29 protein-coding genes are annotated in these 26,242 nt (G+C 67.5%); 26 read left to right on the top strand and 3 right to left on the bottom strand.

Translation table 11 applies throughout. The features are described from left to right. Nucleotides 1-8: 8 nt before the first annotated feature. The 9 genes from carB to VFZ97_02080 all read left to right on the top strand — a co-directional run bounded on the left by carB (nt 9) and on the right by VFZ97_02080 (nt 10,717). Nucleotides 9-3,356, top strand: coding sequence for a carbamoyl-phosphate synthase large subunit (gene carB, locus VFZ97_02120; GenBank protein ID HEX6392206.1), 3,348 nt, complete (start codon nt 9-11; stop codon nt 3,354-3,356). Then, nucleotides 3,353-4,339 carry a dihydroorotate dehydrogenase gene (locus tag VFZ97_02115; protein ID HEX6392205.1) on the top strand — a complete coding sequence of 329 codons (987 nt, stop codon included), beginning with the start codon at nt 3,353-3,355 and terminating at the stop codon, nt 4,337-4,339. The genes carB and VFZ97_02115 overlap by 4 nt, the downstream gene beginning before the upstream one ends. Beyond that, nucleotides 4,326-5,030: an orotidine-5'-phosphate decarboxylase gene (pyrF, locus tag VFZ97_02110; GenBank protein ID HEX6392204.1), complete on the top strand. Its 705-nt coding sequence runs from the start codon at nt 4,326-4,328 to the stop codon at nt 5,028-5,030. The genes VFZ97_02115 and pyrF overlap by 14 nt, the downstream gene beginning before the upstream one ends. Nucleotides 5,031-5,112: 82 nt before the next feature. After that, nucleotides 5,113-5,430 carry an integration host factor, actinobacterial type gene (mihF, locus tag VFZ97_02105; GenBank protein HEX6392203.1) on the top strand — a complete coding sequence of 106 codons (318 nt, stop codon included), beginning with the start codon at nt 5,113-5,115 and terminating at the stop codon, nt 5,428-5,430. Between the two features lie 82 nt (nt 5,431-5,512). Then, complete coding sequence (locus VFZ97_02100; GenBank protein ID HEX6392202.1) at nt 5,513-6,070, top strand: guanylate kinase; 558 nt, start codon at nt 5,513-5,515, stop codon at nt 6,068-6,070. A gap of 118 nt (nt 6,071-6,188) precedes the next feature. Continuing rightward, nucleotides 6,189-6,458 carry a DNA-directed RNA polymerase subunit omega gene (gene rpoZ / locus VFZ97_02095; GenBank protein ID HEX6392201.1) on the top strand — a complete coding sequence of 90 codons (270 nt, stop codon included), beginning with the start codon at nt 6,189-6,191 and terminating at the stop codon, nt 6,456-6,458. A 17-nt stretch (nt 6,459-6,475) separates the two neighbouring features. After that, nucleotides 6,476-7,744 carry a bifunctional phosphopantothenoylcysteine decarboxylase/phosphopantothenate--cysteine ligase CoaBC gene (coaBC, locus tag VFZ97_02090; GenBank protein ID HEX6392200.1) on the top strand — a complete coding sequence of 423 codons (1,269 nt, stop codon included), beginning with the start codon at nt 6,476-6,478 and terminating at the stop codon, nt 7,742-7,744. Beyond that, nucleotides 7,741-8,934, top strand: coding sequence for a methionine adenosyltransferase (gene metK, locus VFZ97_02085; GenBank protein HEX6392199.1), 1,194 nt, complete (start codon nt 7,741-7,743; stop codon nt 8,932-8,934). The genes coaBC and metK overlap by 4 nt, the downstream gene beginning before the upstream one ends. 7 nt (nt 8,935-8,941) lie before the next feature. Beyond that, nucleotides 8,942-10,717, top strand: a complete 1,776-nt coding sequence (locus tag VFZ97_02080; protein ID HEX6392198.1) for a hypothetical protein — start codon at nt 8,942-8,944, stop codon at nt 10,715-10,717. A gap of 3 nt (nt 10,718-10,720) precedes the next feature. On the opposite strand, the gene VFZ97_02075 is transcribed toward VFZ97_02080, so the two are convergent. Continuing rightward, nucleotides 10,721-11,242, bottom strand: coding sequence for a TrmH family RNA methyltransferase (locus tag VFZ97_02075; GenBank protein ID HEX6392197.1), 522 nt, complete (start codon nt 11,240-11,242; stop codon nt 10,721-10,723). Between the two features lie 38 nt (nt 11,243-11,280). Further along, nucleotides 11,281-11,880 (bottom strand): methyltransferase, encoded by a 600-nt coding sequence (locus VFZ97_02070; protein HEX6392196.1) that lies wholly within the window; start codon nt 11,878-11,880, stop codon nt 11,281-11,283. A 32-nt stretch (nt 11,881-11,912) separates the two neighbouring features. Here VFZ97_02070 and def point away from each other — a divergent pair, with 32 nt between their 5' ends. The 11 genes from def to VFZ97_02015 all read left to right on the top strand — a co-directional run bounded on the left by def (nt 11,913) and on the right by VFZ97_02015 (nt 20,548). Further along, a complete protein-coding gene (gene def, locus VFZ97_02065) occupies nt 11,913-12,422 on the top strand; it encodes a peptide deformylase (protein HEX6392195.1) in 510 nt (169 codons plus the stop codon). Between the two features lie 10 nt (nt 12,423-12,432). Next, the gene (locus VFZ97_02060) at nt 12,433-13,296 is read left to right on the top strand and encodes a methionyl-tRNA formyltransferase (GenBank protein HEX6392194.1); all 864 of its coding nucleotides are present in this window, start codon (nt 12,433-12,435) and stop codon (nt 13,294-13,296) included. Beyond that, nucleotides 13,293-14,561 (top strand): transcription antitermination factor NusB, encoded by a 1,269-nt coding sequence (locus VFZ97_02055; GenBank protein ID HEX6392193.1) that lies wholly within the window; start codon nt 13,293-13,295, stop codon nt 14,559-14,561. The genes VFZ97_02060 and VFZ97_02055 overlap by 4 nt, the downstream gene beginning before the upstream one ends. 29 nt (nt 14,562-14,590) lie before the next feature. Then, nucleotides 14,591-15,406 carry a ribulose-phosphate 3-epimerase gene (gene rpe, locus VFZ97_02050; protein ID HEX6392192.1) on the top strand — a complete coding sequence of 272 codons (816 nt, stop codon included), beginning with the start codon at nt 14,591-14,593 and terminating at the stop codon, nt 15,404-15,406. Then, nucleotides 15,403-15,906, top strand: coding sequence for a MogA/MoaB family molybdenum cofactor biosynthesis protein (locus tag VFZ97_02045; GenBank protein HEX6392191.1), 504 nt, complete (start codon nt 15,403-15,405; stop codon nt 15,904-15,906). Before rpe ends, VFZ97_02045 begins: the two co-directional genes overlap by 4 nt. A 9-nt stretch (nt 15,907-15,915) precedes the next feature. After that, on the top strand, nt 15,916-16,956 hold the full coding sequence (gene ribD, locus VFZ97_02040; GenBank protein HEX6392190.1) for a bifunctional diaminohydroxyphosphoribosylaminopyrimidine deaminase/5-amino-6-(5-phosphoribosylamino)uracil reductase RibD: 1,041 nt from the start codon (nt 15,916-15,918) through the stop codon (nt 16,954-16,956). Between the two features lie 7 nt (nt 16,957-16,963). Continuing rightward, on the top strand, nt 16,964-17,608 hold the full coding sequence (locus VFZ97_02035; protein ID HEX6392189.1) for a riboflavin synthase: 645 nt from the start codon (nt 16,964-16,966) through the stop codon (nt 17,606-17,608). A gap of 6 nt (nt 17,609-17,614) precedes the next feature. Continuing rightward, on the top strand, nt 17,615-18,832 hold the full coding sequence (locus VFZ97_02030) for a bifunctional 3,4-dihydroxy-2-butanone-4-phosphate synthase/GTP cyclohydrolase II (GenBank protein HEX6392188.1): 1,218 nt from the start codon (nt 17,615-17,617) through the stop codon (nt 18,830-18,832). After that, a complete protein-coding gene (gene ribE, locus VFZ97_02025) occupies nt 18,829-19,305 on the top strand; it encodes a 6,7-dimethyl-8-ribityllumazine synthase (protein ID HEX6392187.1) in 477 nt (158 codons plus the stop codon). The genes VFZ97_02030 and ribE overlap by 4 nt, the downstream gene beginning before the upstream one ends. Before the next feature lie 140 nt (nt 19,306-19,445). Beyond that, nucleotides 19,446-20,321 (top strand): ATP phosphoribosyltransferase, encoded by an 876-nt coding sequence (hisG, locus tag VFZ97_02020; protein HEX6392186.1) that lies wholly within the window; start codon nt 19,446-19,448, stop codon nt 20,319-20,321. Next, nucleotides 20,318-20,548 (top strand): hypothetical protein, encoded by a 231-nt coding sequence (locus VFZ97_02015; protein HEX6392185.1) that lies wholly within the window; start codon nt 20,318-20,320, stop codon nt 20,546-20,548. Before hisG ends, VFZ97_02015 begins: the two co-directional genes overlap by 4 nt. A gap of 127 nt (nt 20,549-20,675) precedes the next feature. Here the strand turns inward: VFZ97_02015 and VFZ97_02010 are convergent, their stop codons facing one another. Further along, the gene (locus tag VFZ97_02010; protein ID HEX6392184.1) at nt 20,676-21,227 is read right to left on the bottom strand and encodes a hypothetical protein; all 552 of its coding nucleotides are present in this window, start codon (nt 21,225-21,227) and stop codon (nt 20,676-20,678) included. Between the two features lie 178 nt (nt 21,228-21,405). On the opposite strand from VFZ97_02010, the gene infC reads away from it, so the two are divergent. The 6 genes from infC (at nt 21,406) to pheS (ending at nt 26,234) form a co-directional block, all read left to right on the top strand. After that, complete coding sequence (gene infC, locus VFZ97_02005) at nt 21,406-22,272, top strand: translation initiation factor IF-3 (GenBank protein ID HEX6392183.1); 867 nt, start codon at nt 21,406-21,408, stop codon at nt 22,270-22,272. A gap of 26 nt (nt 22,273-22,298) precedes the next feature. Then, nucleotides 22,299-22,493, top strand: coding sequence for a 50S ribosomal protein L35 (rpmI, locus tag VFZ97_02000; GenBank protein HEX6392182.1), 195 nt, complete (start codon nt 22,299-22,301; stop codon nt 22,491-22,493). Between the two features lie 83 nt (nt 22,494-22,576). Next, nucleotides 22,577-22,963: a 50S ribosomal protein L20 gene (gene rplT / locus VFZ97_01995; GenBank protein HEX6392181.1), complete on the top strand. Its 387-nt coding sequence runs from the start codon at nt 22,577-22,579 to the stop codon at nt 22,961-22,963. Between the two features lie 18 nt (nt 22,964-22,981). Continuing rightward, a complete protein-coding gene (locus tag VFZ97_01990) occupies nt 22,982-23,863 on the top strand; it encodes an RNA methyltransferase (protein ID HEX6392180.1) in 882 nt (293 codons plus the stop codon). Beyond that, on the top strand, nt 23,860-25,098 hold the full coding sequence (locus VFZ97_01985; protein ID HEX6392179.1) for a PAS domain-containing sensor histidine kinase: 1,239 nt from the start codon (nt 23,860-23,862) through the stop codon (nt 25,096-25,098). Before VFZ97_01990 ends, VFZ97_01985 begins: the two co-directional genes overlap by 4 nt. Further along, nucleotides 25,095-26,234 carry a phenylalanine--tRNA ligase subunit alpha gene (gene pheS / locus VFZ97_01980; protein ID HEX6392178.1) on the top strand — a complete coding sequence of 380 codons (1,140 nt, stop codon included), beginning with the start codon at nt 25,095-25,097 and terminating at the stop codon, nt 26,232-26,234. Before VFZ97_01985 ends, pheS begins: the two co-directional genes overlap by 4 nt. The last annotated feature ends 8 nt before the right edge of the window (nt 26,235-26,242 follow it).

Raw genomic sequence — 26,242 nt, 5'->3', positions numbered from 1 at the left:
GGTCGCTGATGCCGCGACGGGACGACATCGAGAGCATCCTCGTCATCGGCAGCGGGCCGATCGTGATCGGCCAGGCGGTCGAGTTCGACTACTCGGGAACCCAGGCGTGCAGAGTGCTCTGCAACGAGGGCTACCGGGTGATCCTGGCCAACTCGAACCCGGCGACGATCATGACCGACCCCGAGTTCGCCCATCGGACCTACGTCGAGCCACTCACCGCCGACGTTCTCGAAGCCATCGTCGAACGCGAGCGGCCAGACGCAGTTCTGCCCACCCTTGGCGGGCAGACCGCCCTCAACCTGGCGATGGCCCTGCACGAACGCGGCGTCCTCGAGCGATATGGGGTGGAGATGATCGGCGCCAACAGCGAGGCGATCGCCACCGCAGAAGACCGCGAGCGGTTCAAATCCGCGATGACCGAGATCGGGCTCACCGTGCCAGAGTCCGGCTTCGCCTACACGCTCGACGAGGCCCTCGAAGTAGGCGACACCATCGGGTACCCGCTCATCGTGCGCCCGTCGTACATACTCGGTGGCGCCGGCACTGGGATCGCAGTCGATCGCGAGGACCTCGAGCGAATCGCGTCGGTGGGGCTTGCGGCCAGCCCGATCTCCGAGATCCTCATCGAGCGATCGATAGCCGGCTGGAAAGAGTACGAGCTGGAGGTCATGCGCGACCGCGCTGACAACTGCGTCATCATCTGCTCGATCGAAAACTTCGACCCCATGGGCGTTCACACCGGGGACTCCATAACGGTCGCGCCTGCGCAGACGCTGTCCGACACCGAGTACCAAGTGATGCGGGACGCCGCTTTTGCCTGTATCCGGCGCATCGGCGTCGAGACTGGTGGATCGAACATCCAGTTCGCGGTCAACCCCGCAACCGGTGAGCAGGTCGTCATCGAGATGAACCCGCGGGTCAGCAGGTCTAGCGCGCTTGCGTCAAAGGCGACCGGGTTCCCTATCGCGAAGATCGCTGCGCGCCTTGCTGTCGGCTACACGCTCGACGAAATCCAAAACGACATAACCCGCGAGACCCCAGCATCCTTCGAACCGACCATTGACTACGTCGTCACCAAGGTTCCCCGATGGGCGTTCGAGAAGTTCCCTGGGATCTCGGACGTCCTGGGTACCCGGATGCAGTCGGTGGGAGAAGCGATGGCAATCGGGCGGACCTTCACCGAGTCTCTTCAGAAGGGCTTGCGGTCCCTCGAACGAGGCCGCCTGGGGCTCAACTGCGATCCCGGCGAAGGTGCGTACGCGAGCTGGGACGACGAGGAGCTGGTACGGAGGGCAGCCATCGCGACTCCTGATCGACCGTTCCAGCTCGAGGAAGCGCTGAGACGAGGAATCAGCGTCGAGAGGATCCATGAAGCCACAGGTGTCGACCCGTGGTTCCTCGATCAGATCCTGCTGGTCGTCGACGAGCGGGCAAGGCTTGCGGAGTTCGACGGACCTGCGGCGCTGCGCCGCGTCGACTGGCGCCGCGCAAAAAGGCTCGGATTCTCAGACGGCCAGCTCGCGTGGCTCTGGAGGGTCCCGGAGAACGAGGTCCGCTCGGCGAGGCTGGCCTGCGGGGTGAGTGCCACGATGAAGACCGTCGACACCTGCGCTGCAGAGTTCGAAGCCCGAACGCCGTACCACTACTCGACCTACGAGGACGAGGACGAGGTCCGACCCGGGCAGCGTCCCAAGGTCATCATCCTCGGGTCCGGACCAAATCGGATAGGGCAGGGCGTGGAGTTCGACTACTGCTGCGTTCAGGCCAGCTTCGCGTTGCACGACGCCGGCTTCGAGACGGTGATGATCAACTGCAATCCCGAGACGGTGTCGACCGACTACGACACCAGCGATCGCCTGTACTTCGAGCCGGTCACCTGGGAGGACGTCAGCAATGTCATCGACGTCGAGTCGGCTTCGGGGACCGTTGCCGGTGTGATCGTCTCGCTCGGCGGGCAGACACCGCTCAAGCTGGCCGGTCAGCTGCCGGCAGACCTGATTCTTGGCACCTCTCCCGACGCGATCGACCTTGCAGAGGACCGCGAGCGCTGGAATGCGCTCTGCGCCCGTTTGGAGATCCCCCAACCTGCCGGGGGCACTGCCACAAGCGTCGAGGAAGCACTGGCGATCGTGGAGAGGGTCGGGTTCCCGGCTCTGGTGAGGCCTTCGTACGTGCTCGGCGGACGAGCGATGGAGATCGTCTACAACGAAGCCGATCTCCGGAGGGCGATGAGCGAGCTCGTCGGTTTCGGATCGCTTGGTCGGGAGGGAGGTCTTTCGGCGGAGCGTCCGGTGCTAGTCGATCGGTTCCTGGAAGACGCCACCGAAGTAGACGTCGACGCGGTCCGCGACGTCACCGGAGAAGTAGTGATCGGCGCAGTGATGGAACACGTCGAAGAGGCCGGTGTCCACTCGGGAGACAGTGCATGTGTGATTCCACCCCCGACACTCGACCCTGGAACCATAAAGGTGATCAAGAGCTATACCCGCGACATTGCCGGTGCTCTCAACGTTGTCGGGCCCCTAAACGTCCAGTATGCGGTTAAGCGACTCGGCGATCCTTCCGGCGGCGCGACTCAAGTCTTCGTGATCGAAGCGAATCCGAGGGCCAGCCGTACGGTTCCGTTCGTCTCCAAGGCCACCGGCGTTCCGCTCGCCAGGGTCGCAGCTCGGGTCATGACCGGGTCCACCCTCGACGAACTTCGCGACGAGGGGCTTCTGACGCCTCCGGTTAGCGGCGGGCATGTCAGCGTCAAGGAGGCCGTGCTTCCGTTCACCCGTTTTCCGGAAGCCGACACCTTGCTCGGCCCGGAGATGCGGTCAACGGGAGAGGTGATGGGAATTGATTCAAGCTTCGGGTTGGCATTCGCGAAGAGCCAATCGGCCGCTGGTGACGAGCTCCCCGCGAGCGGGACGATCTTTTTCTCGCTCGCGGACCGCGACAAGGCCGCTGGTGTCACGGTCGCGCGGCGTTTCGTGCAGCTGGGCTTCTCGATCGCTGCAACGGCAGGGACCGCCAAGTTCTTCGAGGACGAAGACGTTCCAGTCTCGACGGTCGTAGACAAGGTCTCGGCGGAGGACGGCACCCGCATAGATCCCACGGGCGCGGGAGTGGACGCCGTCGGACTGCTCCGGGATGGGAAGGTGAACCTGGTCGTCAACACTCCCCGCGGCCGCGGACCTCGCGCCGACGGCGCGTACATCCGCAGGGCCGCCAACCAGCACCGGGTCGCCTGCTTGACCACCGTTGCCGCGGCCAGGGCCGCTGCCGCCGGCATCGCCGAGCGATCAAGCAATCCGCTCACCGTGAGAAGCCTGCAGGAGTACCACGCGTCGGAGCAGCTTCCGCTGACGTGACCAGGCGCGCCCGACCGACCCGGCTGTCTTCCGGAATCGATCTCCGCACCAGAGTCGGAATTGTCGAGCTTCCCGTACCGGTGATGACCGCGTCGGGAACGTCGGGTCACGCCGCCGAGCTCGAGCCGTACATGGACCTTTCAAGCCTCGGAGCGGTGGTCGTCAAGTCACTTTCGATCGACCCTTGGGACGGGAACCCGGCTCCGCGCCTGCTTCCTCTCGAAGCGGCGATGCTCAACAGCGTCGGGCTGCAGAACCGGGGCGTTGACCATTGGCTTCAGTCTGAGCTTCCGTCCCTCGCCGCGACCGGGGCACGAGTTGTCGCGAGCATCTGGGGCTGCACCGCTTCGCAGTACAGGGACGCGGCTTCGGTGCTGGCCAAGGCGATCAGTTCGGGCACCGGGCCCGCATCTTCGATCGTCGCGGTGGAGGCCAACATCTCCTGCCCGAACATCGAGGACCGCCGCAAGATGTTCGCCCACAGCACGTCCGGAGTCCGCGACGCGACCTCCGCGGCGGCCGAAGGCCTGCAAGGAAGCGTTCCCCTGTGGGCGAAGCTCAGCCCCAACGTGACCGACCTGACCGAGATGGCCCGAGCAGCGATCGACTCGGGGGCGTCCTCGGTGACCCTCATCAATACGGTCATGGGGATGGCCATCGATCCGGCGACAGGAGCCCCGAAGCTCGGCGCCGGTGGAGGGGGGCTGTCCGGCCCGGCGATCCATCCGGTAGCCGTTCGGGCTGTGTACGACTGTCGAACCGCCTTGCCCGCTGTGCCGATCGTCGGCGTGGGGGGAGTCCAGACGGGGGAGGACGCCGCAGAATTGTTGGCCGCCGGGGCCGACGCCGTCCAGGTGGGCACGGCCACCTTCGCCGATCCGCGCGCGCCCGCGCGAATCCTCGAAGAACTGGCGCGCTGGTGCGAGGCGAACGAAGTGACAAGCATTGAGCAACTGAAAGGACGCGCCCATGACCGCCGTTGAACCAGCACCCAGGACCGACCGGGACCGCCTGATCCTCGCGCTCGACGTTGATGATGCCGTCGAGGCGCAGAGGCTGGCGAGGCAACTCCGGCCGTGGTTCGGTACCGCGAAGGTCGGGCTGGAGCTGTTCAGCGCCGAAGGGCCCGCGGTAGTCCAGACGCTCATCGACGACGGGTACAAGGTCTTCCTCGACCTCAAGCTGGCGGACATCCCGACGACAGTCGGCAAGACAGCGCGAGTGCTCGGCGCGCTCGGTGTTTCCTACCTGACGCTGCACGCGTTCGTAGGTCCGGTCGTTCTTCGCACCGCGGTGGAGGGGCTCGCAGAAGGAGCGGATCGGGCCGGGTTGCCCGTGCCGTCCGCTCTCGCGGTGACCATCCTCACGAGCGACTCCGGAGCGCCGCCCCACATACTCGGCAAGCGGGTCGGTATCGCGATGGAAGCCCACTGCGCCGGCGTCGTATGCGCCGCGTCCGATGTGCGCGAGGCCAAGCAACTCGCGCCCCGCCTGCTGGCCGTGGTCCCCGGGGTTCGTTTCGCGGGCAGCCCGGCCCACGACCAGCTGCGCTCGACAACTCCCGAGGAGGCTCTCGAAGCCGGAGCGGACATGCTCGTGGTCGGGCGAGCCGTCACCGCCGCACCTGACCGCGAGGCCGCGGCCGCGGCCATCTCTGCTTCGATCGCCGGCTAGACGAAAAGGCCCTATCGCGGCAAATGTGGCGGAGGGTTGGGGAAGGCGGCAGCGCCCGTAGAGCCGCGCTATGGTGCGCGGCATGCCCTTGCCGCCAGCCCTGTCAGCTGACCAACGACAAGCCGCCTTGGAGAAGGCAGCTGCGGCTCGCAGGATGCGAGCAGAACTGAAGGAGAAGCTGAAGATGGGCTCGATCACCCTGCGGGAGCTCCTCCAGCAGGCCGATCAGGACGACGTGGTCGGAAAGATGAAAGTCCTCGCCGTACTCGAGTCTCTTCCGGGGCTCGGCAAGGTGAAGGCGCGGCGGCTGATGGAAGAGGTCGGGATAAGCGAGACCCGCCGGCTGCACGGGTTGGGCGACCAGCAGCGCAAGAAGCTCTTCGAGAGGCTCAACAGCTGACTCTTGCGAGAGCGGCTCGCAGCTCACGCCGGGCAGCGTCGTGATCGTCTCCCGATGATCTTCCCCGAATGATCTTTCCAAAGTGATTTTTATAGTGTCCGGCCCCGGCGGGGTCGGAAAGGGAACCGTCGTGACGCGCCTCCTCGAGCTTCGGCCCGACCTCTGGCTGTCACGATCCTGGACGACCCGCCCGAGACGACCGACCGAGCCCGAGGACGCCTACGTCTTCGTGGACCGTCCCACCTTCGAGAATCGGATCCGGGAGGACGGATTCCTCGAGTGGACGGAGTTCGCCGGAACGCAGGCGCTCTACGGGACGCCTCTCATTGACCCGACGGCCGTCGAGCCCGGCGGCCCGGACGTTCTCCTGGAGATCGAGCTCGACGGGGCGCAGCAGGTTAAGCGCCGGTATCCCGAAGCGGTGCTGATCTTCATCGTTGCTCCGTCGACCGAGGATCAGGAGAAACGGTTGCGCCACCGGGGTGACGACGACGAGATGGTCTCCCGCCGCCTCGCAGTCGGCGCGAAAGAGCTCGAGATAGGGGAGCGCATCGCCGACCACGTGGTCGTAAACGACGACGTCGAAAGGGCCGCCAACGAGGTCGCTGGTATACTCGCCGGGTACTCAGACCCCGGCTGACGGGCTCGGCCCACCAATCGAGGGCCGGCTAACGAGGTCGGCCAATCGGGCGGCCAGCGCCCACCGTCATCCTCAACCCTCTGGAGCAGCCCCCCAAATGTCCGACCGTCACCCGACGATGACAGAGCCCCCGATCGAGAGACTCCTCGACCAGGTCGACTCGAAGTTCACCTTGGTCAGCCTGGCGGCGGCACGAGGCCGGCAGATCAACTCGTACTTCAACCAACTCGGCGAGGGCCTGGGGACGATCGTCCCGCCCCAGGTGACATCGGTGTCCAGGAAGCCGCTGTCGATTGCTCTCGAGGAGATCTCCGCAACCAAGATCACCTACCACCGCGACGGCACCGAGACCGATGAAGCCGAGCCGGAGGCGGAGGCTCCGCAATAGCCAACGGGGCGACAGCCTTGGGGACGCGGGAGCTTGCCGGCCGGCGGATCGTGCTCGGTGTCTGTGGGGGCATTGCCGCCTACAAGGCGATCGAGGTCTGCCGCAGGCTGATCGACGCGGGTGCATACGTGATGCCGGTCATGACGCGGGGCGCCACGAGGTTCGTCGGAGAGGTCACCTTCTCGGCGCTCGCGTCCGAGGCGGTCCGCACCTCGCTCTGGGACGAACCGGAACCGATACCTCACACCAAGCTCGGACAGGCCGCCGATTTGATACTTGTCGTGCCGGCTACCGCACGGCTGATCGGCTCGTACGCAGCCGGCATCTCGAACGATCTTCTCACCGCCACTCTGCTTGCCACCCGAGCACCGGTGATGATCTGCCCCGCCATGCACACCGAGATGTGGGAGCACCCCGCGGTCGCCGAGAACATCGCCACCCTTCGCAGGCGCGGGGTGAACGTCGTCGAGCCCGCGGCAGGTCGTCTCGCCGGCGGTGACGTCGGCGCGGGCCGCCTTGCCGAACCGGCCGACATCGTCGCCGCAGCCATCCACCTCCTGAAGACGGCGACCGGCGACTTGGCCGGCATCAAAGCTGTTGTGACCGCCGGCGGAACGAGGGAGCCGATCGATCCGGTGCGCTTCGTCGGCAACCGCTCCTCCGGAAAACAGGGCTACGCCGTCGCCGCCGAACTCTCCCTCCGTGGAGCCGACGTCACGTTGATCAGCACGGTGCCGACCCCCTCACCGCCTGGCGTCGGCCTGCAGCACGTCGAGACAGCCTCCGACATGGAGCAAGCGGTCCTCGCCCTGGCGCCGACCTCGGACGTCGTCGTCATGGCTGCGGCGGTCGCCGACTTCCGCCCGAAGGCCGTCGCACCCGAAAAGCTCAAGAAGGCCGACGGGATCCCGGAGATAGTCCTCGAGCCGACCACGGACATCCTCGCCGCACTGGGCGCGTCGCGCCGTCCGGGCCAGATCCTCGTAGGTTTCGCCGCGGAGACCGGCCGTCCCGGAACCGCAAGGGAAGACGTCCTGCACTACGCCCGGTCGAAGCTCGCTTCGAAAGGCGCAGACCTGATCGTCGCCAACGATGTGGCCGCGCCCGGCGCGGGCTTCACCCACGACACGAACGCAGTGATCATCGTCGGTTCCGACGGAAACGAGGTGGACGTGCCACTCGCCTCGAAACAAGACGTCGCCCGCGCCGTCGTCGACGCGATCTCCACCCGGCTGGGCACCGCGCGCGCAACGAATTCGAAGACAACTCAGAAGGAGCAATCATGAGGCGCTGGACCTTCACCTCCGAGTCGGTCACGGAGGGCCACCCCGACAAGATGGCCGACCAGATTTCGGACTCCGTCCTGGACGCCCTCCTTGCTGAGGACCCGCAATCCAGGGTCGCATGCGAGACCCTGCTCACCACCGGGCTGGTGGTTGTGGCCGGCGAGATCACGACGACCGCATATGTCGAGATCCCGACGTTGGTGCGCGAAGTCGTCACGGACATCGGGTACACCAGCTCCGAGATGGGCTTCGACGGCCGGACGTGCGGCGTCACCGTCTCGATCGGTTCCCAGTCACCCGACATCGCGCAGGGCGTCGACACCGCTCTCGAGGTTCGAGCCGGGACGAGCGGCGAGGACATCCTCAACGCGCAAGGCGCCGGCGACCAGGGCATGATGTTCGGCTACGCGTGCAACGAAACCGACGACCTCATGCCGACGCCGATCTGGCTCGCTCACCGGCTCGCGCAGCGTCTCGCCCAGGTGCGCAAGGCCGGGGTGCTTCCTTACCTCCGTCCGGACGGCAAGACCCAGGTCACCTTCGAGTACGAGGACGGACGGCCGGTCCGGTTGAAGACCGTTCTCATCTCGACGCAGCACAACCCGAACATCGACCTGGAGACACTCCTGCTCCCGGACCTGCGCGACCACGTGATAGCGCCCCTCGTGCCGCCGCAGTTCGCTGACGACGGCTACAAGATCCTCGCCAACCCCACCGGGAAGTTCGAGTTGGGCGGCCCGCACGCCGACGCCGGCTTGACCGGTCGCAAGATAATCGTGGACACCTACGGAGGGGCTGCGCGCCACGGCGGCGGTGCTTTTTCCGGGAAGGACCCCTCGAAGGTCGACCGGTCCGCGGCGTACGCGGCCCGTTGGCTGGCGAAGCACGTGGTCGGTGCCGGAGCAGCGGAACGTTGCGAGATCCAGGTCGCATACGCGATCGGCGTCGCCCGCCCGGTGTCGCTGCTCGTGGAGACGTTCGGCACCGAGCAGGTCGACCCGGCGAAGATCAGCGAGGCGGTGAACAAGGTGTTCGACCTGCGTCCTGCTGCGATTATCCGGGACCTCGAGCTGCGCCGGCCGATCTACCGCAAGACCGCCGCCTACGGACATTTCGGCCGCAACGAGAAGGACTTCAGCTGGGAGCAGCTCAGCCGGCTCGAGGAGTTCAAGTCGGCGCTCGGCGTTTGATTCTCGGATGAAAAAACGGGGGCGCCGGCGCTCGTTGCCGGCCTCCCTCCCTGCGGCCGGGGCGACGGTCGCCCGGGTCCTGCCGGGGGTTGCGGGCATCGACAAAGAGTTCGACTACCTGGTGCCCGACGAGATGCTGGGCGCCGCGGCGGTCGGCGCCGAGGTCAGGGTCGACCTTCACGGAAGGCGGGTCGGCGGTTGGATCACCGGGCTTGGCGAAGACCCTCCGGCCGGACTGGAGCTCCGCGCGCTGGCCAAGCTCCGGGGCTGGGGACCCGAACCCGAGGTGGTCGACCTCGCCGAGTGGGCAGCGTGGCGCTGGGCCAGCCGCAGGGGAGCATTCCTCGGAACGGCGTCTCCCGAGCACGCGGTGCCTGAACTTCCGCCGCCCCGATTGCAGCGAGCCGCCCCGCCCGCCTCGGGCTGGACCGCCCCCGCGGTCGAAGCGCTTCCGGCAGGGAGGGCGGTCGTCGTCCGATTCCCGCCGGCGGCCGATCCGACCGTCGTGGTTGCGGCCGTTTCCCAGGTTGGTCCGACGCTGGTGGTGGTCCCGTCCGCGTCCCGGGCGCAGGTACTGTCCGCGCGATTGCGCCGCGCCGGGGCGAGTGTGGCGCTCCTGCCGGACCAGTGGGCGCAGGCACGCGCCGGCGCAGGCGTGGTCATCGGCACCCGGTCCGCCGCGTGGGGGCCCTGCCCCGGCCTCGCCGCCGCTGTCGTCATCGACGGGCACGACGAGGCGCTGGGCCAGGAGCAGGTCCCCACTTGGCACGCGGTGCAAGTGCTCGCCGAAAGGGCGAAACGGGCCGGCGCGGGCTTGGTGGTGCTGACAGCCTGCCCCACCCCGGAACTGGTTGCCCTTGGAGAGGTTCGCCTTCCCGACCGGGCTGCGGAGCGGCAGGGGTGGGCGGCGCTCGAGGTCGTCGACCGGAGGAAGGAGGACCCAAGGTCGGGCCTGTGGTCGGAACGGCTCGTTGAGTTGGTGAGATCAACGACGAAGGCGGCGTGCGTGCTGAACCGCACCGGTCGGGCCCGGCTGCTCGCTTGCGAATCGTGCGGCGAGCTTGCCCGGTGCGAGCGGTGCGGGGCCTCGTTGCTGCAGGCACCGGGTGGGCAGCTGGAGTGCCCCCAATGCGGTTTGTCGAGACCGGTGGTGTGCGCGTCTTGCGGCTCGACCGTGCTGCGCCGGCTGAGAATCGGGGTGACGCGCGCCCGCGAGGAGCTGGAGGTCCTCGCCGGACGGTCAGTCGGCGAGGTGACCGCCGCGACTGACCGGTTACCCGGAGACGAAGTGCTGGTTGGGACGGAGGCGCTGCTCCGCCGGCTGTCGCCGGCGGACGGTTTCGGGGCGGTGGCGTTCGTCGATTTGGACCAGGAGCTGCTCGCGCCTCGGGTGAGGGCCGGCAGCGAGGCGCTGGCTCTCCTGGCAACTGCGTCGCGGCTCGTCGGTGGAAGGTCCGGGCGGGTCATCGTTCAGACGAGGGTTCCCGAGCACCCGGTGGTGCGCTCGGCGCTCGTTGCCGATCCCGGGCTGCTTGTGGAGGCCGAGATCGGTGTGAGGGAGGCGTTGCGTTTTCCGCCGTTCGCTGCAGTGGCGGTCGTGTCCGGCGAAGCCGCCGAGGTTTATGTCACCCAGCTGGCGGGCCTGCTCGTGGAGGTGTTGGGGCCTCGTGACGGCGAGTGGATCGTCAAGGCTTCGGATTACGAGACCCTTGCCGACGCGTTGGCGGCGGTGCCGCGGCCAGCCGGCCGCCTGCGTATCGCGGTCGATCCGGCGCGTTTGTAGAAGCTAGGTCCACTCCTGCCTGCGCAGTTCGTAAAGCGCGATCGCGGCGGCCGTCGCGACGTTGAGCGATCCCACCCGACCGAGGAGCGGGAGGAACGTCACCGCGTCGCATGCCGCGAGGGTGGCCGGCGACAATCCGTGGTCCTCGTTGCCGATTGCAAGGCAGACGTCCGGACCCGCCCGGAGCTGGTGCATCGGCACGGCTGCGTCGGCGAGCTCGAGTCCTACGACTGCGTAGCCGTCCTCGCGGGCAGCATCTGCCGCCTCGGGTCCGCGTTCGAAGTTGCTCCACGACAGGTAACGCTCGGTGCCCATGGACACTTTCCCGGACTTCGCGCCAGCCGGGCTCACCGTGTTGCCGGCGAGGTAGATCTGCTCGACCCGGTACGCGGCCGCGGTGCGCACGATCGAACCGACGTTGTACGGAGACTGGATGCTCTCGAGCAGGAGCGCCACGCGCCCAGCGGTTCGCCGGTTCCATTCCCGGTGGAGCCTTTTCAGGTCCGTGGGGCCGAGTTGTTTCATTTGGGTTGTTTCATTGGGGGTGTCTCATTTGGGTTGCTTCACGGTCGCGACGCCCTCAGGATCCGGTAGCCCTTCTTCGACGCGATCCGCTCCACGGTGTATTCGCTGGAGGCGAGCCACGCGGCGAGGGAATCTCCGCCGAGGTGGCGGTGGACGACCAGCCAAGCGGACCCTGTTGGGGTGAGGCGGGCCAACCATGCGGAGAGCAGATCATGGAGCGCCGCCTTGCCGATGCGTATCGGAGGGTTCGACCAGATCCCATCGAACACCAACCCGTCCGGAACATGGTCGGGCGTCACCGGCTTGACCCCAGCCAGGCCGAGTCGTGAAGCGTTCTCGGCGGCCAGCGCGAGCGCGCGCTCGTTCACGTCGACCGCCCACACGGTCGCGTCCGGGGAACGATGGGCGAGAGCGCATGCGATCGGACCGTACCCGCACCCGAGGTCGAGCAGGTTCCCAGTTTCCGGCGGTACCGGAACCGCGCGAAGAAGCTCCATGGTCCCCGGGTCGACCCCGCCGGCGGAGAACACGCCCCTGTCCACCACGAGCGAGGCTTCGAGGTCGGGCAGTTTCAACAGGACCTCCGCCCGCCTCGATGGAGCGTTCGGATCCTTGGTGAAGTAGTGGTCGGGGGACATGCTGCCAGTGAACCTACCGGTACGATGAATACGTGGCCGCCTACCAGATCCGTCTATTTGGGGACCCGGTACTCACGCAGAGATCCGCCGAGGTAACCGACATCGACGGCAAGCTGGCGCGCTTGGTCGACGACATGATCGAGACCATGCACGAGGCTCACGGAGTGGGTTTGGCTGCCCCGCAGGTGGGAGTGCAGAAGCGGCTGTTCGTCTACCAGCTGGAGGACCAGGACCCTGTAGCGATCGTCAACCCGGTCATCAGCGAGACGCGGGGCGAGTGGGAGTACGACGAGGGATGCCTGTCGATCCCGGGTCTGTTCTTCCCGATCGTCCGCCCGAGGGAAGTCCACCTGACCGGTTTTGACCTCGACGGCAACGAGGTTTCCATCGAGGCCGACGAACTGGAAGCCCGGTGCTTCCAGCACGAGCTGGACCATCTCGACGGCCGCCTGCTGATATCCGTCCTCGACAAGGACCAGCGCAAACAGGCAATGCGCGAGCTCCGCCGGCGAGCGGAAACCGTCGGCAGCGAACCTCTTTAAGGAGCCTCGGCTGCGCATAGCCTTCCTCGGCACGCCCGAGCCGGCCGCGGTGGCCCTGCGCGCTATAGCCGGCGCCGGCCACGACGTGGCCGTGGTCGTCACCCGGGCCGACAAACGACGGGGCCGCAACGCCCTGCCCTCGCCCAGCCCGGTGAAGGCGGCCGCGCAACAACTCGGACTGCCGGTTACCACCCGGATCGAAGACGTCGTCGACGCCGACGTGAAGCTGGGGGTCGTCGTCGCGTTCGGCCGGATCATCAAGGACGACATCCTCGATCGTGTCCCCATGGTCAACGCTCACTTCTCACTCCTACCGCGATGGCGGGGAGCCGCACCGGTGGAGAGGGCGATCCTCGCCGGCGACGCCGAGACCGGGGTGTGCCTGATGGCCATCGACTCGGGGCTGGACACCGGCCCGGTCTACCGGTGCGACAGGATTCCGATCGGAGAGGAGGAGACGGCAGGCCAACTCCGTTCGAGGCTGTCCGAACTGGGCGCCCGGATGTTGCTCGAAGCGCTCGACGACGGGCTGGGCGAACCGGCACCGCAGGAAGGCGAACCCACCTACGCGGCCAAGCTCGAGCCGGCGGAACTGCAGCTTCACTGGGAGCGGCCTGCGGTCGAGCTGCACCGCCTGGTCAGGATCGGCCGGGCGTGGACGACCTGGCGGGGCCGGCGCCTTCTGGTCGTTGAAGCCAAGCTCGCACCCGCAACGATCGACGGGCCCCCCGGGACCCTGAAAAGCGATCTGGTAGCGACCGGACACGGGACGCTCCGCCTGGTCAGGGTGCAGCCCGAAGGCCGAGCCCCCGTCTCTGCGGCGGACTGGGTGCGCGGGGCGAGGCCCATCGCCGGCGAGGTCCTCGGCGGATGACTGCCCCAGATCGGCGGCGGCCGGGAAGCCGGACCCCCGGCAGAACCCGAGGCTCAGAAGCGGCGCCGGGGCGCCGGCGTCCGGCGGAAACCCGGGGCCGCCGGGGGAAGACGGCCAGGGGCGTCGCGCTCGAGGCGCTCGTCGCGGTCGGCGACGGCGGTCGCGCCAACATCGTGGTTCCCCGCCTGCTCGCCACCGAACGGCTCAGCGAGAGGGACCGCAACCTGGTCACCGAGCTCGTCTACGGGACCTGCAGGATGCAACGGGCGTGTGATTGGGTCTCGGAGAGGTTCGTGCGGGGGCCCGTCGATCCCCAGGTTCGAGCCGCGATCCGGATGGGCGTCTACCAACTGATCTGGACCCGCATCCCGGCACACGCGGCGGTCGCGGCGACGGTTGAGGAGGTGCACGGTCCCGGGCGGTCGGTCGTCAACGCGGTGCTCCGCCGAAGCTCCGAGCTTCTGGACAAGGGGCCGATCGTCTGGCCCGATCCGCCTACCGAGCTGAGCTACCCCGACTGGGTAGTTGCCCGTTTGGCCAAGGACCTCGGCTCGGTCGAGGCGCGCGAAGCCCTCGAGACGATGAACCTCGCCGCCGCGGCGACCTTCCGCCACGACGGGTACGTCCAGGACCCCGCCAGCCAGATGGTCGCCGCTCATGTCGCCGAGCTCGTGAAGCAGAACAGCCCAGACCCCGATGGTGCCCGCATCCTCGACCTCTGCGCCGCGCCCGGAGGGAAGGCGACCGCACTCGCCGACGCGGTCAGCGGAATGGTGGTCGCAGCGGACATCTCGTCCCCTCGCGCATCGCTCATCGCCGCCAACGCTGCCCGGCTCGGGACCCAGGACGTCCTCACCGTCGTCGCCGACGGAACACGGCCGGCCTGGCGCGACCGCGCTTTCGACCTGGTGCTGATCGACGCGCCCTGTTCCGGGCTAGGGGTCCTGCGCCGGCGCCCGGACGCACGTTGGCGGGTCAAGCCCGGCGACGTCAACAGACTCGCGGAACTTCAAAGAGAGCTCCTGGCGGCAGCGGTGCCACTCGTCAAACCGGGCGGGATCCTCGCCTACAGCGTGTGCACCCTCACGTTCGACGAGACGGGAAGCATCGACCGTTGGTTCGCAACGCACCAGCCTGGATTCCATCCGCTTCCGCCGCCGGCCTCGCCATGGCGACCCGCAGGCCGAGGTGCGCTTTTGCTGCCTCAAGCCGAGGGTACGGACGGGATGTTCCTCTTGGCCCTTCGGCGCACGGGCGACCGTTAGCGTGCCTGGAGACAGATAGCGTGACGAAGATGCTCCGAATGGCGCCGTCGATCCTTTCGGCGGACTTCGCAGAACTCGCCGCCGATATCGAAAGGGTTCGCGCCGAGACCGACTGGCTGCACGTCGATGTCATGGACGGCCATTTCGTTCCCAACCTGACCATCGGCCCGCCGGTCGTATCCGCGATCCGTCGCCACACCGACGACTTCCTCGATTGTCATCTGATGATGACCAACCCGGGGGACTACCTGAAACCGTTCGCCGACGCCGGCGCGGACAGCTGCACCGTCCACATCGAGATAGGGGGCACCGCCGATCTCATCGAGCAGACGCGAGACCTGGGCATGAAGGTCGGTCTCGCCGTCAACCCCGAAACGCCGATCGAGACCTGCGAGCCCTGGCTCGACCGGATCGACGTCATGCTCGTCATGTCGGTGCATCCCGGTTTCGGCGGGCAGCACTTCATGGACGTCGCCATCCCGAAGATCGCCCGTGTCGCGGAGATCTCGCGGCGCGACGGGCTCGATCTCGCTATAGAGGTCGACGGCGGTATCGACGCCGAAACGGTCAAGCTGGTCGCCGCCGCCGGTGCCGACACGTTCGTCGCTGGGAACGCCATCTTCGGCCAGCCCGACCCCATCGAGGCCGCCCGCACCATACGGTCGGCAGCCGAGGACGCCTTCGCGGCAGAAAACGGCCGGGCGTGGGGTAGGGGCCCCCGCGCTCCGGAGGAGCCCGGGGCTGGGGCCCCGGGCGGGTCAGTGTCCGGCCGGGCGTGGGGTAGGGGCCCCCGCGCTCCGGAGGAGCCCGGGGATGGGGCCCCGGGCGGGTCAGTGTCACGGTGAGCACAAACCAGCCCGACCCCGACGGGCCGAAGCGGCAAGCCAAGGTGGTCACCGTTTCCGATGGGGTGATGAACGGCACCCGCCAGGACCTCTCGGGGAGCGCGCTGGAGCAGGCTCTCAACGACTCCGGATTCGAGGTCGTCGAGCGATCCGTCGTCGCCGATGGCGTCGCGGCCGTGGCCGGGGAGCTGGCGCGTGTCAGCGCCGGATTCGCCGGCCTGGTCGTCACGACCGGAGGAACGGGTTTCGCGCCCCGGGACCAGACGCCGGAGGGGACCAAGGAAATCCTCGAGCGCGACGCGCCCGGGCTAGCCGAAGCGATGCGCCTGGCCAGCCCGCTCGGCCGGCTCTCCCGCGGGGTTGCGGGCATCCGGAGCCATTGCATCATCGTGAACACTCCGGGCTCGCCTTCCGGTGCGGTCGAGTGCCTGACCGCCGTCATCGACGTGTTGCCCCATGCGCTGGACCTGCTCGGCGAGCAGCCGACGCGCCACCCCTGAGCCACCTCCATGGCCACTGACTTTGATGACACACGCTTCGGCGACGACGAGATCTGGATGGCCCAGGCCATCGCTCTCGGGAACGAGGTCCGACCCATCACCTCACCGAACCCCTGGGTGGGCGCCGTCGTCGTACCCGCCGGCGAGGAGCCGGTAGCCGAGGGAGCCACCCAGCCGCCGGGTGGCCCACACGCCGAGGTCGTCGCCCTCGGCCTGGCCGGGGACTCGGCAAGGGGATCCACCCTCTACGTCACCCTGGAGCCGTGCGCGCACCACGGGCGAACGCCCCCCTGCGCCGAAGCCGTCATCGCCGCCGAGGTCCGCCGAGTTGTAATAGGAGTCCTCGACCCCGATCCCCACGTTTCAGGGAGAGGTGTGGAGCTCCTCAGGCAGGCCGGGCTGGACGTCCGGGTCGGGGTGCTCTCCGGCGAGGTCGAGAGCTCGTTGGCGCCATACCTGAAACACCGCCGGACCGGGCTCCCCTGGGTGGTCCTCAAGCTGGCCAGCACCCTCGACGGCCGGATCGCGGCCCCCGACGGGTCGAGCCGTTGGATCACCGGTCCCCAAGCCCGGGCCGACGTCCACCAACTCCGGGCAGAGAGTGACGCGATCCTGGTCGGCGCGGGCACCGTCCGGTCCGACGATCCGTCTCTGACGGTCAGGGACGTGGCGACCACACCCGGCCGGGATCCGTTGCGGGTCGTCCTCGGGAAAATACCCCCCGGAGCGCGGGTCGAGCCTGCCCTCGTTCACTCGGGCGACCCCGAGGATCTCCTGTACGACCTGGGAGAACGCGACGTGATACAGCTCCTGGTGGAGGGTGGCGCCAGAGTTGCGTGGCTTTTTCACAACCATCGGCTCATAGACCAGTACGTGGTCTACTTCGCCCCGGCGCTGATGGGCGGAGACGATGGCGTGCCCCTCCTCAGGGGGCCAGGAGCGGCCACCATGGACGCCATCTGGAGGGGACGAATCTCCTCGGTGCGCCAGATCGGTCCCGATGTACGGATCGATGTCCTGGCTGGTGAAGAAGGGCGTGCCGTACCTTGAGGGTGGAATGTTTACGGGGATAGTAGAGGAGCTCGGGGCCGTCAGCGCCCTGGAGGCCGCCGGTGCGGGGGCCCGGCTGGTCATCTCCGCGGGCGTTGTGACCGACGGCACCCAGATCGGCGACTCGATCGCCGTCAACGGCTGCTGCCTGACGGTCGTCGATATCGGGCCGGGCTGGTGGGCCGCCGATGCCGTTGCCGAGACCCTCGCCCGCAGCAACCTCGGGGCCCTGAAGCCCGGGGACCCCGTGAACCTCGAGCGCCCGGTCGCACTCGGCGGGCGGCTCGGCGGGCACCTTGTGCAGGGTCACGTCGACGGCGTCGGGACGGTGGTCAGCCCGGCCCCCGACCTGCAGGTTTCCACCGGCGACGACGTCCTCGCCTACGTGGTGGAAAAAGGTTCGGTCACCGTCGACGGGGTCAGCCTTACAGTCGTGTCGGTGCTGCCGGACGGTTTTACCGTCGCGGTGATACCGCACACAATCGCAGTCACGACGCTTGGGCGGAAGCTTCCCGGGGACACCGTGAATCTCGAGGCCGACGTCATTGCCAAATACACCGAGCGGCTACTGAGAGCCGGAGCCGACTCGCCATACAGCGCACTGCAGGGCGCTCAACGAACCAGCGCCTCGCAGGGCGCGACACGGAGGTAGATGAACGTGCCTACCGCATCCATCGAGGAGGCGATCGCCGCAATCGGCGCGGGGCGGATGGTTGTCGTCGTCGACGACGAAGACCGCGAAAACGAGGGCGACCTCATCGTCGCAGCCGAGCACGCCACGCCCGACACCATGGCGTTCTTCGTGCGCCACACCTCCGGGCTGATATGCGCCTCCATCACCGCCGAGCGCGCCGACCAGCTCGACCTTCCCCTGATGGTCGAGCGCAACACCGAGGCCCAACGGACCGCCTTCACCGTCACCGTCGACTACCGGGCGGGCACGACCACAGGCATCTCGGCGGCGGACCGGTCCCGGACCGCACAGGCGCTGGTGGATCCGTCGACCCGTCCTGAGGATCTCGCCCGTCCGGGCCACCTGCACGTTCTGCGGGCGCGAGAAGGTGGGGTCCTCAAGCGCGCCGGCCACACCGAGGCGGCGGTCGACCTTGCCCGCCTGGCGGGTCTGTCGCCGGCTGGCGTTCTTTGCGAGGTGGTGACCGAGGACGGTCTCGGGATGGCCCGTCGGGACGACCTGGAGATCTTCGCCAAGAAGCACGACCTGCTGGTGGTCACAATTGCCGACCTGATCCGGTACCGCCGCCAGACCGAGCGGCTGGTCCGCCGGACGGCCGAGGCCCGCCTGCCGACCGAGTTCGGCGAGTTCCGCTGCGTCGCCTACGAGAGCGTGATCGACCACGAGACCCACCTGGTCTTCGTGATGGGCGAGCCGGCGGGGGAGCCGAACGTCCTGGTGCGGGTCCACAGCGAGTGCCTGACCGGGGATGTCTTCGGTTCGAAGCGTTGCGAGTGCGGCGCCCAGCTCCACCAGGCGCTTCGGATGATCGCCGGCGAAGGGATGGGGGTGGTGGTGTACCTCCGCGGCCACGAGGGCCGGGGCATCGGCATCGCCCACAAGCTCCAGGCCTACGAGCTGCAGGACACCGGGTTCGACACGGTCGACGCCAACCTCGAGCTGGGCCTGCCGGTGGACAGCCGCGAGTACGGTATCGGGGCCCAGATACTCGTCGACCTGGGGATCACGACCATGCGGCTCATGACCAACAACCCGGCAAAGCGCGGCGGCCTCGAAGGCTTCGGCCTCCAGATCGTCGAGCGGGTGCCCATCGAGGTGACCCCGAACGCCGAGAACATCCGCTACCTGCGGACCAAGCGCGACAAGCTGGGGCACCTGCTCGACGGCGGAGGGATGCTGTGACCGTGTTCGAAGGGCACCTGGGCGGTGCGGGGCTTCGTTTCGCCGTTGTCGCCAGCCGGTTCAACGAGGCGATCGTCGGCCGTTTGGTGGACGGGGCCCTCGATGGGCTGCGCCGGCACGGCGTGGATCCCGAACGGATCGACGTGGCGTGGGTTCCCGGAGCCTTCGAGCTTCCCCTGGTCGCACAGAAGTTCGCGGTGTCCGAGTCTTTCGACGCGGTGATCGCTTTGGGCGCTGTCATCCGGGGCGCCACAGGTCACTACGACTTCGTCGCCGGCCAGTGCGCTGCGGGGATCCAGCGGGTGCAGTTGGACACCGGGGTGCCGGTCGTTTTCGGGGTGCTGACGACCGACACGATCGAGCAGGCGGTGGAGCGGTCGGGCGCCAAGGCCGGGAACAAGGGCTTCGAAGCCGCGCAGACGGCCATCGAGATGGCCAATCTCATGGCGTCGCTGCCTAAGGCCGAGGGCTGAGAGGCTGAGGGCTGAGGGGCTGAGAGCGCGGACGAGTCTCCTCGTTGGGTCTTCCCGTTGGGTTCTTCCGAATCGGTTTCTCAGCCCGTTTCTCGCTCGTGCTTCCGTCCGCCCTGTGATTCGCTTGGTGCTGTGATCCGGTGCTGCGGCTAGTACTTCCCAAGGGGTCGCTCGAGCGGGCAACCCTGGAGCTGTTCGAGGGCGCCGACCTCGCCGTCCTGCGAAGCTCGTCGGTCGACTACCGGGCGACGATCGACGACCCGCGGATTTCGGAGGTCCGGATCCTGCGCCCCCAGGAGATCCCCGAGTACGTCGCGGAAGGCCTGTTCGACCTGGGAATCACGGGACGAGACTGGGTGGAGGAGACGGCGAGCGACGTCGCTTCCCTGGGCGAGCTTCGATACAGCAAGGCCACCGCGCAGCCGGTCCGGGTGGTGCTTGCTGTGGCCGAGGATTCCCCGGTCAAATCGGCTCGTGAGCTCCCGGACGGCACGAGGGTGTCGACCGAGTACCCCCAGCTGACTCGCCGGTTCCTCGAGTCGCAGGGTGTTTCTGCAGTGGTCCGTGGCTCTCACGGGGCGACCGAGGCGAAGATTCCCGAGATCGCCGATGCCGTCGTCGAGATCACCGAGACCGGCCGGGCCCTTCGGGCCGCCGGCCTACGGATCATCGACACGATCCTCGAGTCCTACACCGAGCTGATCGCCAACCCGTCGTCCTTCGCCGACGACACAAAGCGTCACGCGATGCAGCAGATCATGAGCCTGCTCACCGGAACGCTGGTTGCCCGCGGACGAGTACTGGTCAAGCTGAACGTCGTCGAGGCCGCGCTGGAATCGGTGATCGAGCTGCTCCCCGCCATGAAGTCGCCAACGGTCTCCAAGCTGTTCGGTGAGGACGGCTTCGCCGTCGAGGCGGTCGTGCCCAAGCACACCATCAACACCCTCATCCCGGCCCTCAAGGACCACGGCGCCACTGACATCATCGAGCTGCCCATCGCCAAGATCGTCCCGTGAGCGCCGGCGAGCGCAGGCTCGAGGGCGTCGTCGACGAATTCGACGAGCACGTCGGCCTGGGCACCGTATCGACCCTCGCCGGCGACCGCTACGGCTTCCACTGCACCCAGATCGCCGGCGGAACCCGGGCCATCCCCGTCGGTGCCAGCGTCAGTTTCGTGGTCATCCCCGGGCGGGGGGGCAGGTGGGAGGCCGGCGACATCCGGGTGGAGCCGCCGGCGCTTTAGTCACTCTACGTGGTTGTATTATGGTGTGCCTGGGGCCGTTTCACGCTGTATCAGGTGCGTTGGGTAGACTTAATGTTCGTATAGCGCCTTTTCTCTACCCAGCACGGCGGGTCGGGGAGCCACGGCCCTAAGCGTCGTCACTTTCCGTGGGCTCGCCAGACCCTGGCCCTCCGGCCTCAGGGTCACCGGCCCCGCCTCCGCCAGCCCCGCCTCCGCCTGCCCCGCCTCCGCCAGCCCCCTGAGCGCCTCCGGCCTCGGGGCCACCACCCCCGCCTCCGCCTCGGGCGCCCGCCTGCTGCGCCCCATGGATCTGGACGAAGGCGATCCTGAGCTGAGCGAGGCCGTCCGACAGGGCGTGGGCATCCTCGCCCAACCGGTCTCCCAGCCCGTCCACCAGCGCAGCCATCGCGTCGATGGCCAGGCGGGCCTGCTCCAGCTGCGGCGGCTGCTGCGATAGGTGAAGGCTCGCCAGGTTGAACAGCCCGAGCGCATGGTTGGCGATCACTACCTCGGCCGGGGTTCGGGCGAGCTCCTGTTGCAGCTCGGCCATCTGCGCACGGATCTCCTCTTCGCTTGGCTCCGCACCCGGTCCGGCGCGCGATGGCTCCGCCGGCGGCTCTCCGGCGGGGGAATCGCGACGTATGGGTCTCTCGCCCCCCGGCGTCCAAAGGCTGCTCATTCCGCTACCCTATGTTCTAAACCGAATACGGGAAGCGGGGCTTGCAGGCCCCCACCCGGCCATCCCGGCGTGATGCCGGCTGTGCGACCGGGTCGAATGACCGCCAGGGCGGGCGTTGCTTCCTACGCTCGCCCTTTTCGCGTTCGAACGGGGCCCCCGACGCAAGGAGTGATGTCGCATAGCCGCTGCACCTGACCAAAACGAACACCGGACCAACGAGAGGATTCGCGCCCGGGAAGTCCTGTTGATCGATCCCGACGGAAAGCAGTTGGGGATCAAGCCTCTCCCGGAAGCCCTGAACATCGCACGGCAGTTGGACCTCGATCTGGTGGAGGTGGCCGCAGAAGCCAACCCACCGGTCTGCCGGGTGATGGATTACAACCGCTTCAAATACGAGGCGGCTCAGCGGGCTAAGGAGTCTCGGCGCAAGGCCACCACCACCGGGATCAAGGAGATGAAGTACCGCCCGAAGATCGGCAGCGGCGACTTCGACACCAAGACCCGCCAGGTGGCTCGGTTCCTCGGGGAAGGCCACAAGGTCAAGATCACCATCATGTTCAGAGGCCGTGAGATGAGCCATCCAGAGCTCGGCAAGCGGATTCTCGATCAGGTGGCCGAGACCGTCGGCGGGATTGCGAAGGTGGAAGCGGCCCCCAAGCTCGACGGTCGCAACATGGTCATGGTGCTTGCTCCGGATCGCCGGGCCCAGCAGACGAAGAAGCCCTCCGCCAACGGCGCCGCGCCGGCCGGCAACCAGTCCAAGCGTTCGGCCAGGGGCAGTTCACCGGCAGAACAGGGCCGGCCACGACCGGATCCGGCCTCGCCGGAACAAGCGGCCACCCCGGAAGCCCGCACCGGCGGCGAAGCCCCGGCAGCCACACCAAGCCCCGACACGCAAGACAACCAAGACACGCAAGAGATGCAAGACACGCAAGAACCCGCAGCCGACGACGCCTCCGGCGGACAGGCTGCGACCAGCAACACGGCCATCCCCGACACATTGCCCGAGGATGTGCCGGCCTCCCTCAGCCAGAACAACCCCTGATAACACACCGCTAGCAGGAGCCATCGATGCCGAAGATGAAGACCGACCGCGGCGCCGCCAAGCGCTTCAAGATCACAGGAAGTGGACGGCTACGCCGCCGCCAGGCCTTCCGGTCTCACATTCTCGAGAAGAAGCCGACCACCCGCACCCGGCGCCTCGGACGCGAAGTCGATGTCGCTCCAGGCGACGTGAAGGCCGTCAAGCGGCTGCTCGGTCTCTGATCTCGATCTGATCTCGCCCCGGCGGTGGCAGCGCCGGCGTACCAGTCCCCCATATTCCTGGATTTCTCTGAAAGGAGCACCCGATGGCCCGGGTCAAGCGTGCCGTCCATAGCAAGAAGCACCGCCGCGCAGTCTTGGAACAGGCGCAGGGTTACTACGGCAACAAGAGCCGGAGCTACCGCGCGGCCCATGAGCAAGTCATGCACTCGCTCCAGTACGCGTTTCGCGACCGGCGTGCGCGCAAAGGCGACTTCCGCCAGCTATGGATCCAGCGGATCAACGCCGCCGCCCGCACCAACGGCATGAGCTACAGCCGACTCATCGCGGGGCTCAGGGCTGCTGGCGTCGAGGTCGACCGCAAGATCCTTGCCGACCTCGCCGTCAGGGACGAGGCGGCGTTCTCGTCGCTCGTCGCGGTCGCCAAAGATGCATTATCCGGAGCCGATCGCTCCGGTTCGGTGAACGGCTAGCAGCAGGGGCGGCCTCCCCTGAGAACCGTCGCGCTTCGCAATCCTGCGGTCCAACGCCTCCGTCGCCTGGCCAGGCAGCGTGAAGCGCGCCAGCAGGAAGGGGCCTTCGTCGTCGAGGGCGCCAAGCTTCTCGGCGAAGCGCGGCATGCCGGCGCAGTCATCGACACGGTGTTTCTCGAGCCCGGATCCGCCAGGGCCGTAGATCACGAGCTCGCGCGAGAGTGCGAGCAGGACGGGCTACGCGTCATTGAAGTTCAGCCCGACGCGCTCGCCCGGGTGCTCGACACGGTCACGCCACAGCCGATCGCAGCGATCGTCCAAAGCGTTCACCGACCGCTGGACGCGGAGACATCGGCGAGTCTTGTCCTGGTTCTTGCCGGCATCAGCGACCCCGGCAACGCCGGCACGCTGATCCGGAGCGCCTCCGGCGCCGGTGCGGACCTCGTCCTGCTCTGCAAGCCGTCCGTCGATCTCTACAACCCGAAGACGGTGCGAGCAACCGCGGGCGCCATCTTCCACGTGCCGGTAGCGACCGATGTCGAGTTCGGCCAGGCGCTCGATTTCCTTCGGCAGGCGGGCACGACGGTGTGGGGGACGGCGGCACACGGAGGTATCGATTATTCGCAGGCCGACCTGTCGGGCCCGTGCGCGCTTGTCCTCGGCAATGAGGCGCACGGGATCCCGGATCATGTGCCGGGGGTTCTGGACGGGCTCCTGACCGTCCCGATGTCCGACGGCACCGAATCCCTTAACGCCGCCATTGCGGGATCGATTCTGTGCTTCGAGGCAGCCCGCCAGCGCCGTGAGGCACCTCTTCCCGCCCAATCAGCCCAATCAGGGCGGGCGCCGCAGACGTCGCAGGCCGCTCGCGCCACCCGTAGTGTTAGAGGCGCCGCATGACCGACGCAGCCACATCGCCGGAGACCCCCGTGGGCGCCAGCGCCCGATCGGGACCTGACGCCCGCAAGGCCGACAGCGCGCCTGCCGCCACCCGGGCGGGCACGCCTGCCGGCGTACCTTCTGGCGCACCTTCTGGCGCACCCGCCGGCGTCCCCTCAAGCGATCCCATCGAGATCAGCGCCGACGGCATGGCGGATCTCCTGCCCGATGCCCTCCTCGTGCTCGATTCAGACATGCGAGTCGTCCGAGCCAACCGTGTCGCGCTTCAAATGACCGGCTACGCCGAGAGCGATCTTGTCGGCCGGTTTTGCTCGGAGACGCTCTCCGCCCGCGACCTGGACGGCCGCGATCTGAGCAACAGCTGGCATGCGTCGACCCGGCTCCGTTCGGTCAGTGGCATCGCGGAGCAGACCATCGTTCTCCGAAAACGCGACGGCCGCGACCTGGTCACCTCCCTCTCCGGGTCCTTCCAGCGCGACGCCTCCGGAAACCTAGCTACCGCGGTAGTCACCTTCCGGAATGCCGCCCGCCAGGCGAGGACCGGCGTCAGCGGCATGGAGATCGTCTCCACCGTTAGTCATGAGCTTCGGTCCCCGCTGACTTCGGTAAAGGGCTACACGAGCCTTCTCATCAACCGGTGGGACCGGCTCCGCGACGACCAGAAGCAGATGATGCTCGAACAGGTCAACCACGATGCCGACCGGGTCACACGCCTGATCACCGAGCTCCTCGACATCAGCCGGCTCGAGACGGGCCGGCTTCGGTTGCGCCGGCAGCTGGTCGACCTGCCCAGGCTCGCGGCCACCGTCGTCGAGAAGGTCAGATTGGAATACCCCGAGCTGGAGGCGACGGTCGAGTTTCCAGACGGCTTCCCCAAGGTGTACGCAGATCCGGACAAGGTCGAGCAGGTCCTCACCAACCTTGTCGAGAACGCCTGCAAGTACGGCTCGCCCCGCGGTTTGCGGATCGAGGGATCGCTTGGAAACGAATCGGTCTCGGTAGCGGTTTCCGACCTCGGTGACGGGATCCCACCTGAGGACCTGCCGAAGGTGTTCACCAAGTTCTTCCGCCGCTCTGAGGGCCGCCCGACGGGGTCAGGTCTTGGGTTGTGGATCAGTAGGGGCTTGGTCGAGTCCCACGGAGGCGACCTCACCGCCGAATCAAATCTGGGGACAGGGTCGACGTTTACCTTTACGCTTCCTCTTCTCGACTTGGACAAGCTTCAGGAACTGTGACCGGACCCACCCCCCCGAAAAGCACAACCGCAACCGCGTCCAACGGAACCGACGAAGAAGTTTCGCTTTCGGCGTTCCAAGCAGAAGTTGAAGCAATCGAGGCCGAGGCCCGCGCCCGTCTCGAAGCGGCAAGCGATCTCGAAGCATTGCGCGAAACCGAGCGCGATGTTCTCGGGCGGCGGTCGAAGCTTGCCGCGCTGAAGTCGAGGCTCGGACAGCTCCCCTCCGGCGATCGGCGGCAGGCCGGCGCCACTCTCAACGCGGCGAGCACCCGGTTGGAGCAAATAACCGCCCAGCTCCGGACCACCTACGAGCAGGCCGACCGGAGGGAACGGGCGGAGTCCGAGCGACTCGATCTGACTGAACCGCTCGCCGAGCCGGCGGCCGCGCCGCTCGACTGGCTCACTCGAACCCGCGGGCACCTTCACCTCGTAACCCAGACGCGCGACGAGTTGGAGGACACGTTCGTATCGATGGGATTCGCCGTGGCGGAAGGCCCCGAGGCCGAAACCGACTGGTACAACTTCGAGGCACTCAACATGCCGCCGGCGCACCCTGCGCGCGGCATGTGGGACACGCTGTACTTGAAGCTCGGCGAGCCGGAGACGGTCCTGCTCCGCACCCACACTTCTCCGGTGCAGATCCACCTTATGGAGTCGAAGCAGCTCCCCATTTATGCGGTGATGCCCGGTCGGTGCTACCGGCGCGATACTCCCGACGCCCGACACCTGCCGGTGTTCCATCAGATCGAGGGCCTGGTCGTCGACAAGGGAATCACCTTCGGCGACCTGGCCGGCACGATCGAGGAGTTCACCAACGCGTTTTTCGGCCCGGGTTTCCATTCCAGGTTGCGACCTTCGTACTTCCCGTTCACGGAGCCTTCGGCTGAGTTCGAAGTCACCTGCCCGATATGCGGAGGCGAGGGATGCCGAACCTGTAGCGGGTCTGGGTGGATCGAACTGGGCGGGTGCGGAATGGTCGACCCCAACGTGTTTCACGCAGTCGGCATCGATCCCGAGGAGTACAGCGGGTTTGCGTTCGGATTCGGCATCGACCGTCTCGCCCAGGTGCGGGTCGGCTTGGCGGACATGCGCTGGCTGCTCGACAACGACGTCCGTTTTCTCTCCCAGTTTTAGGAATTCCC

The sequence above is a fragment of the Acidimicrobiales bacterium genome (assembly GCA_036378675.1).
GTDB lineage: Bacteria > Actinomycetota > Acidimicrobiia > Acidimicrobiales > Palsa-688 > DASUWA01.
This window is presented reverse-complemented; position numbering and strand designations above follow the sequence as displayed.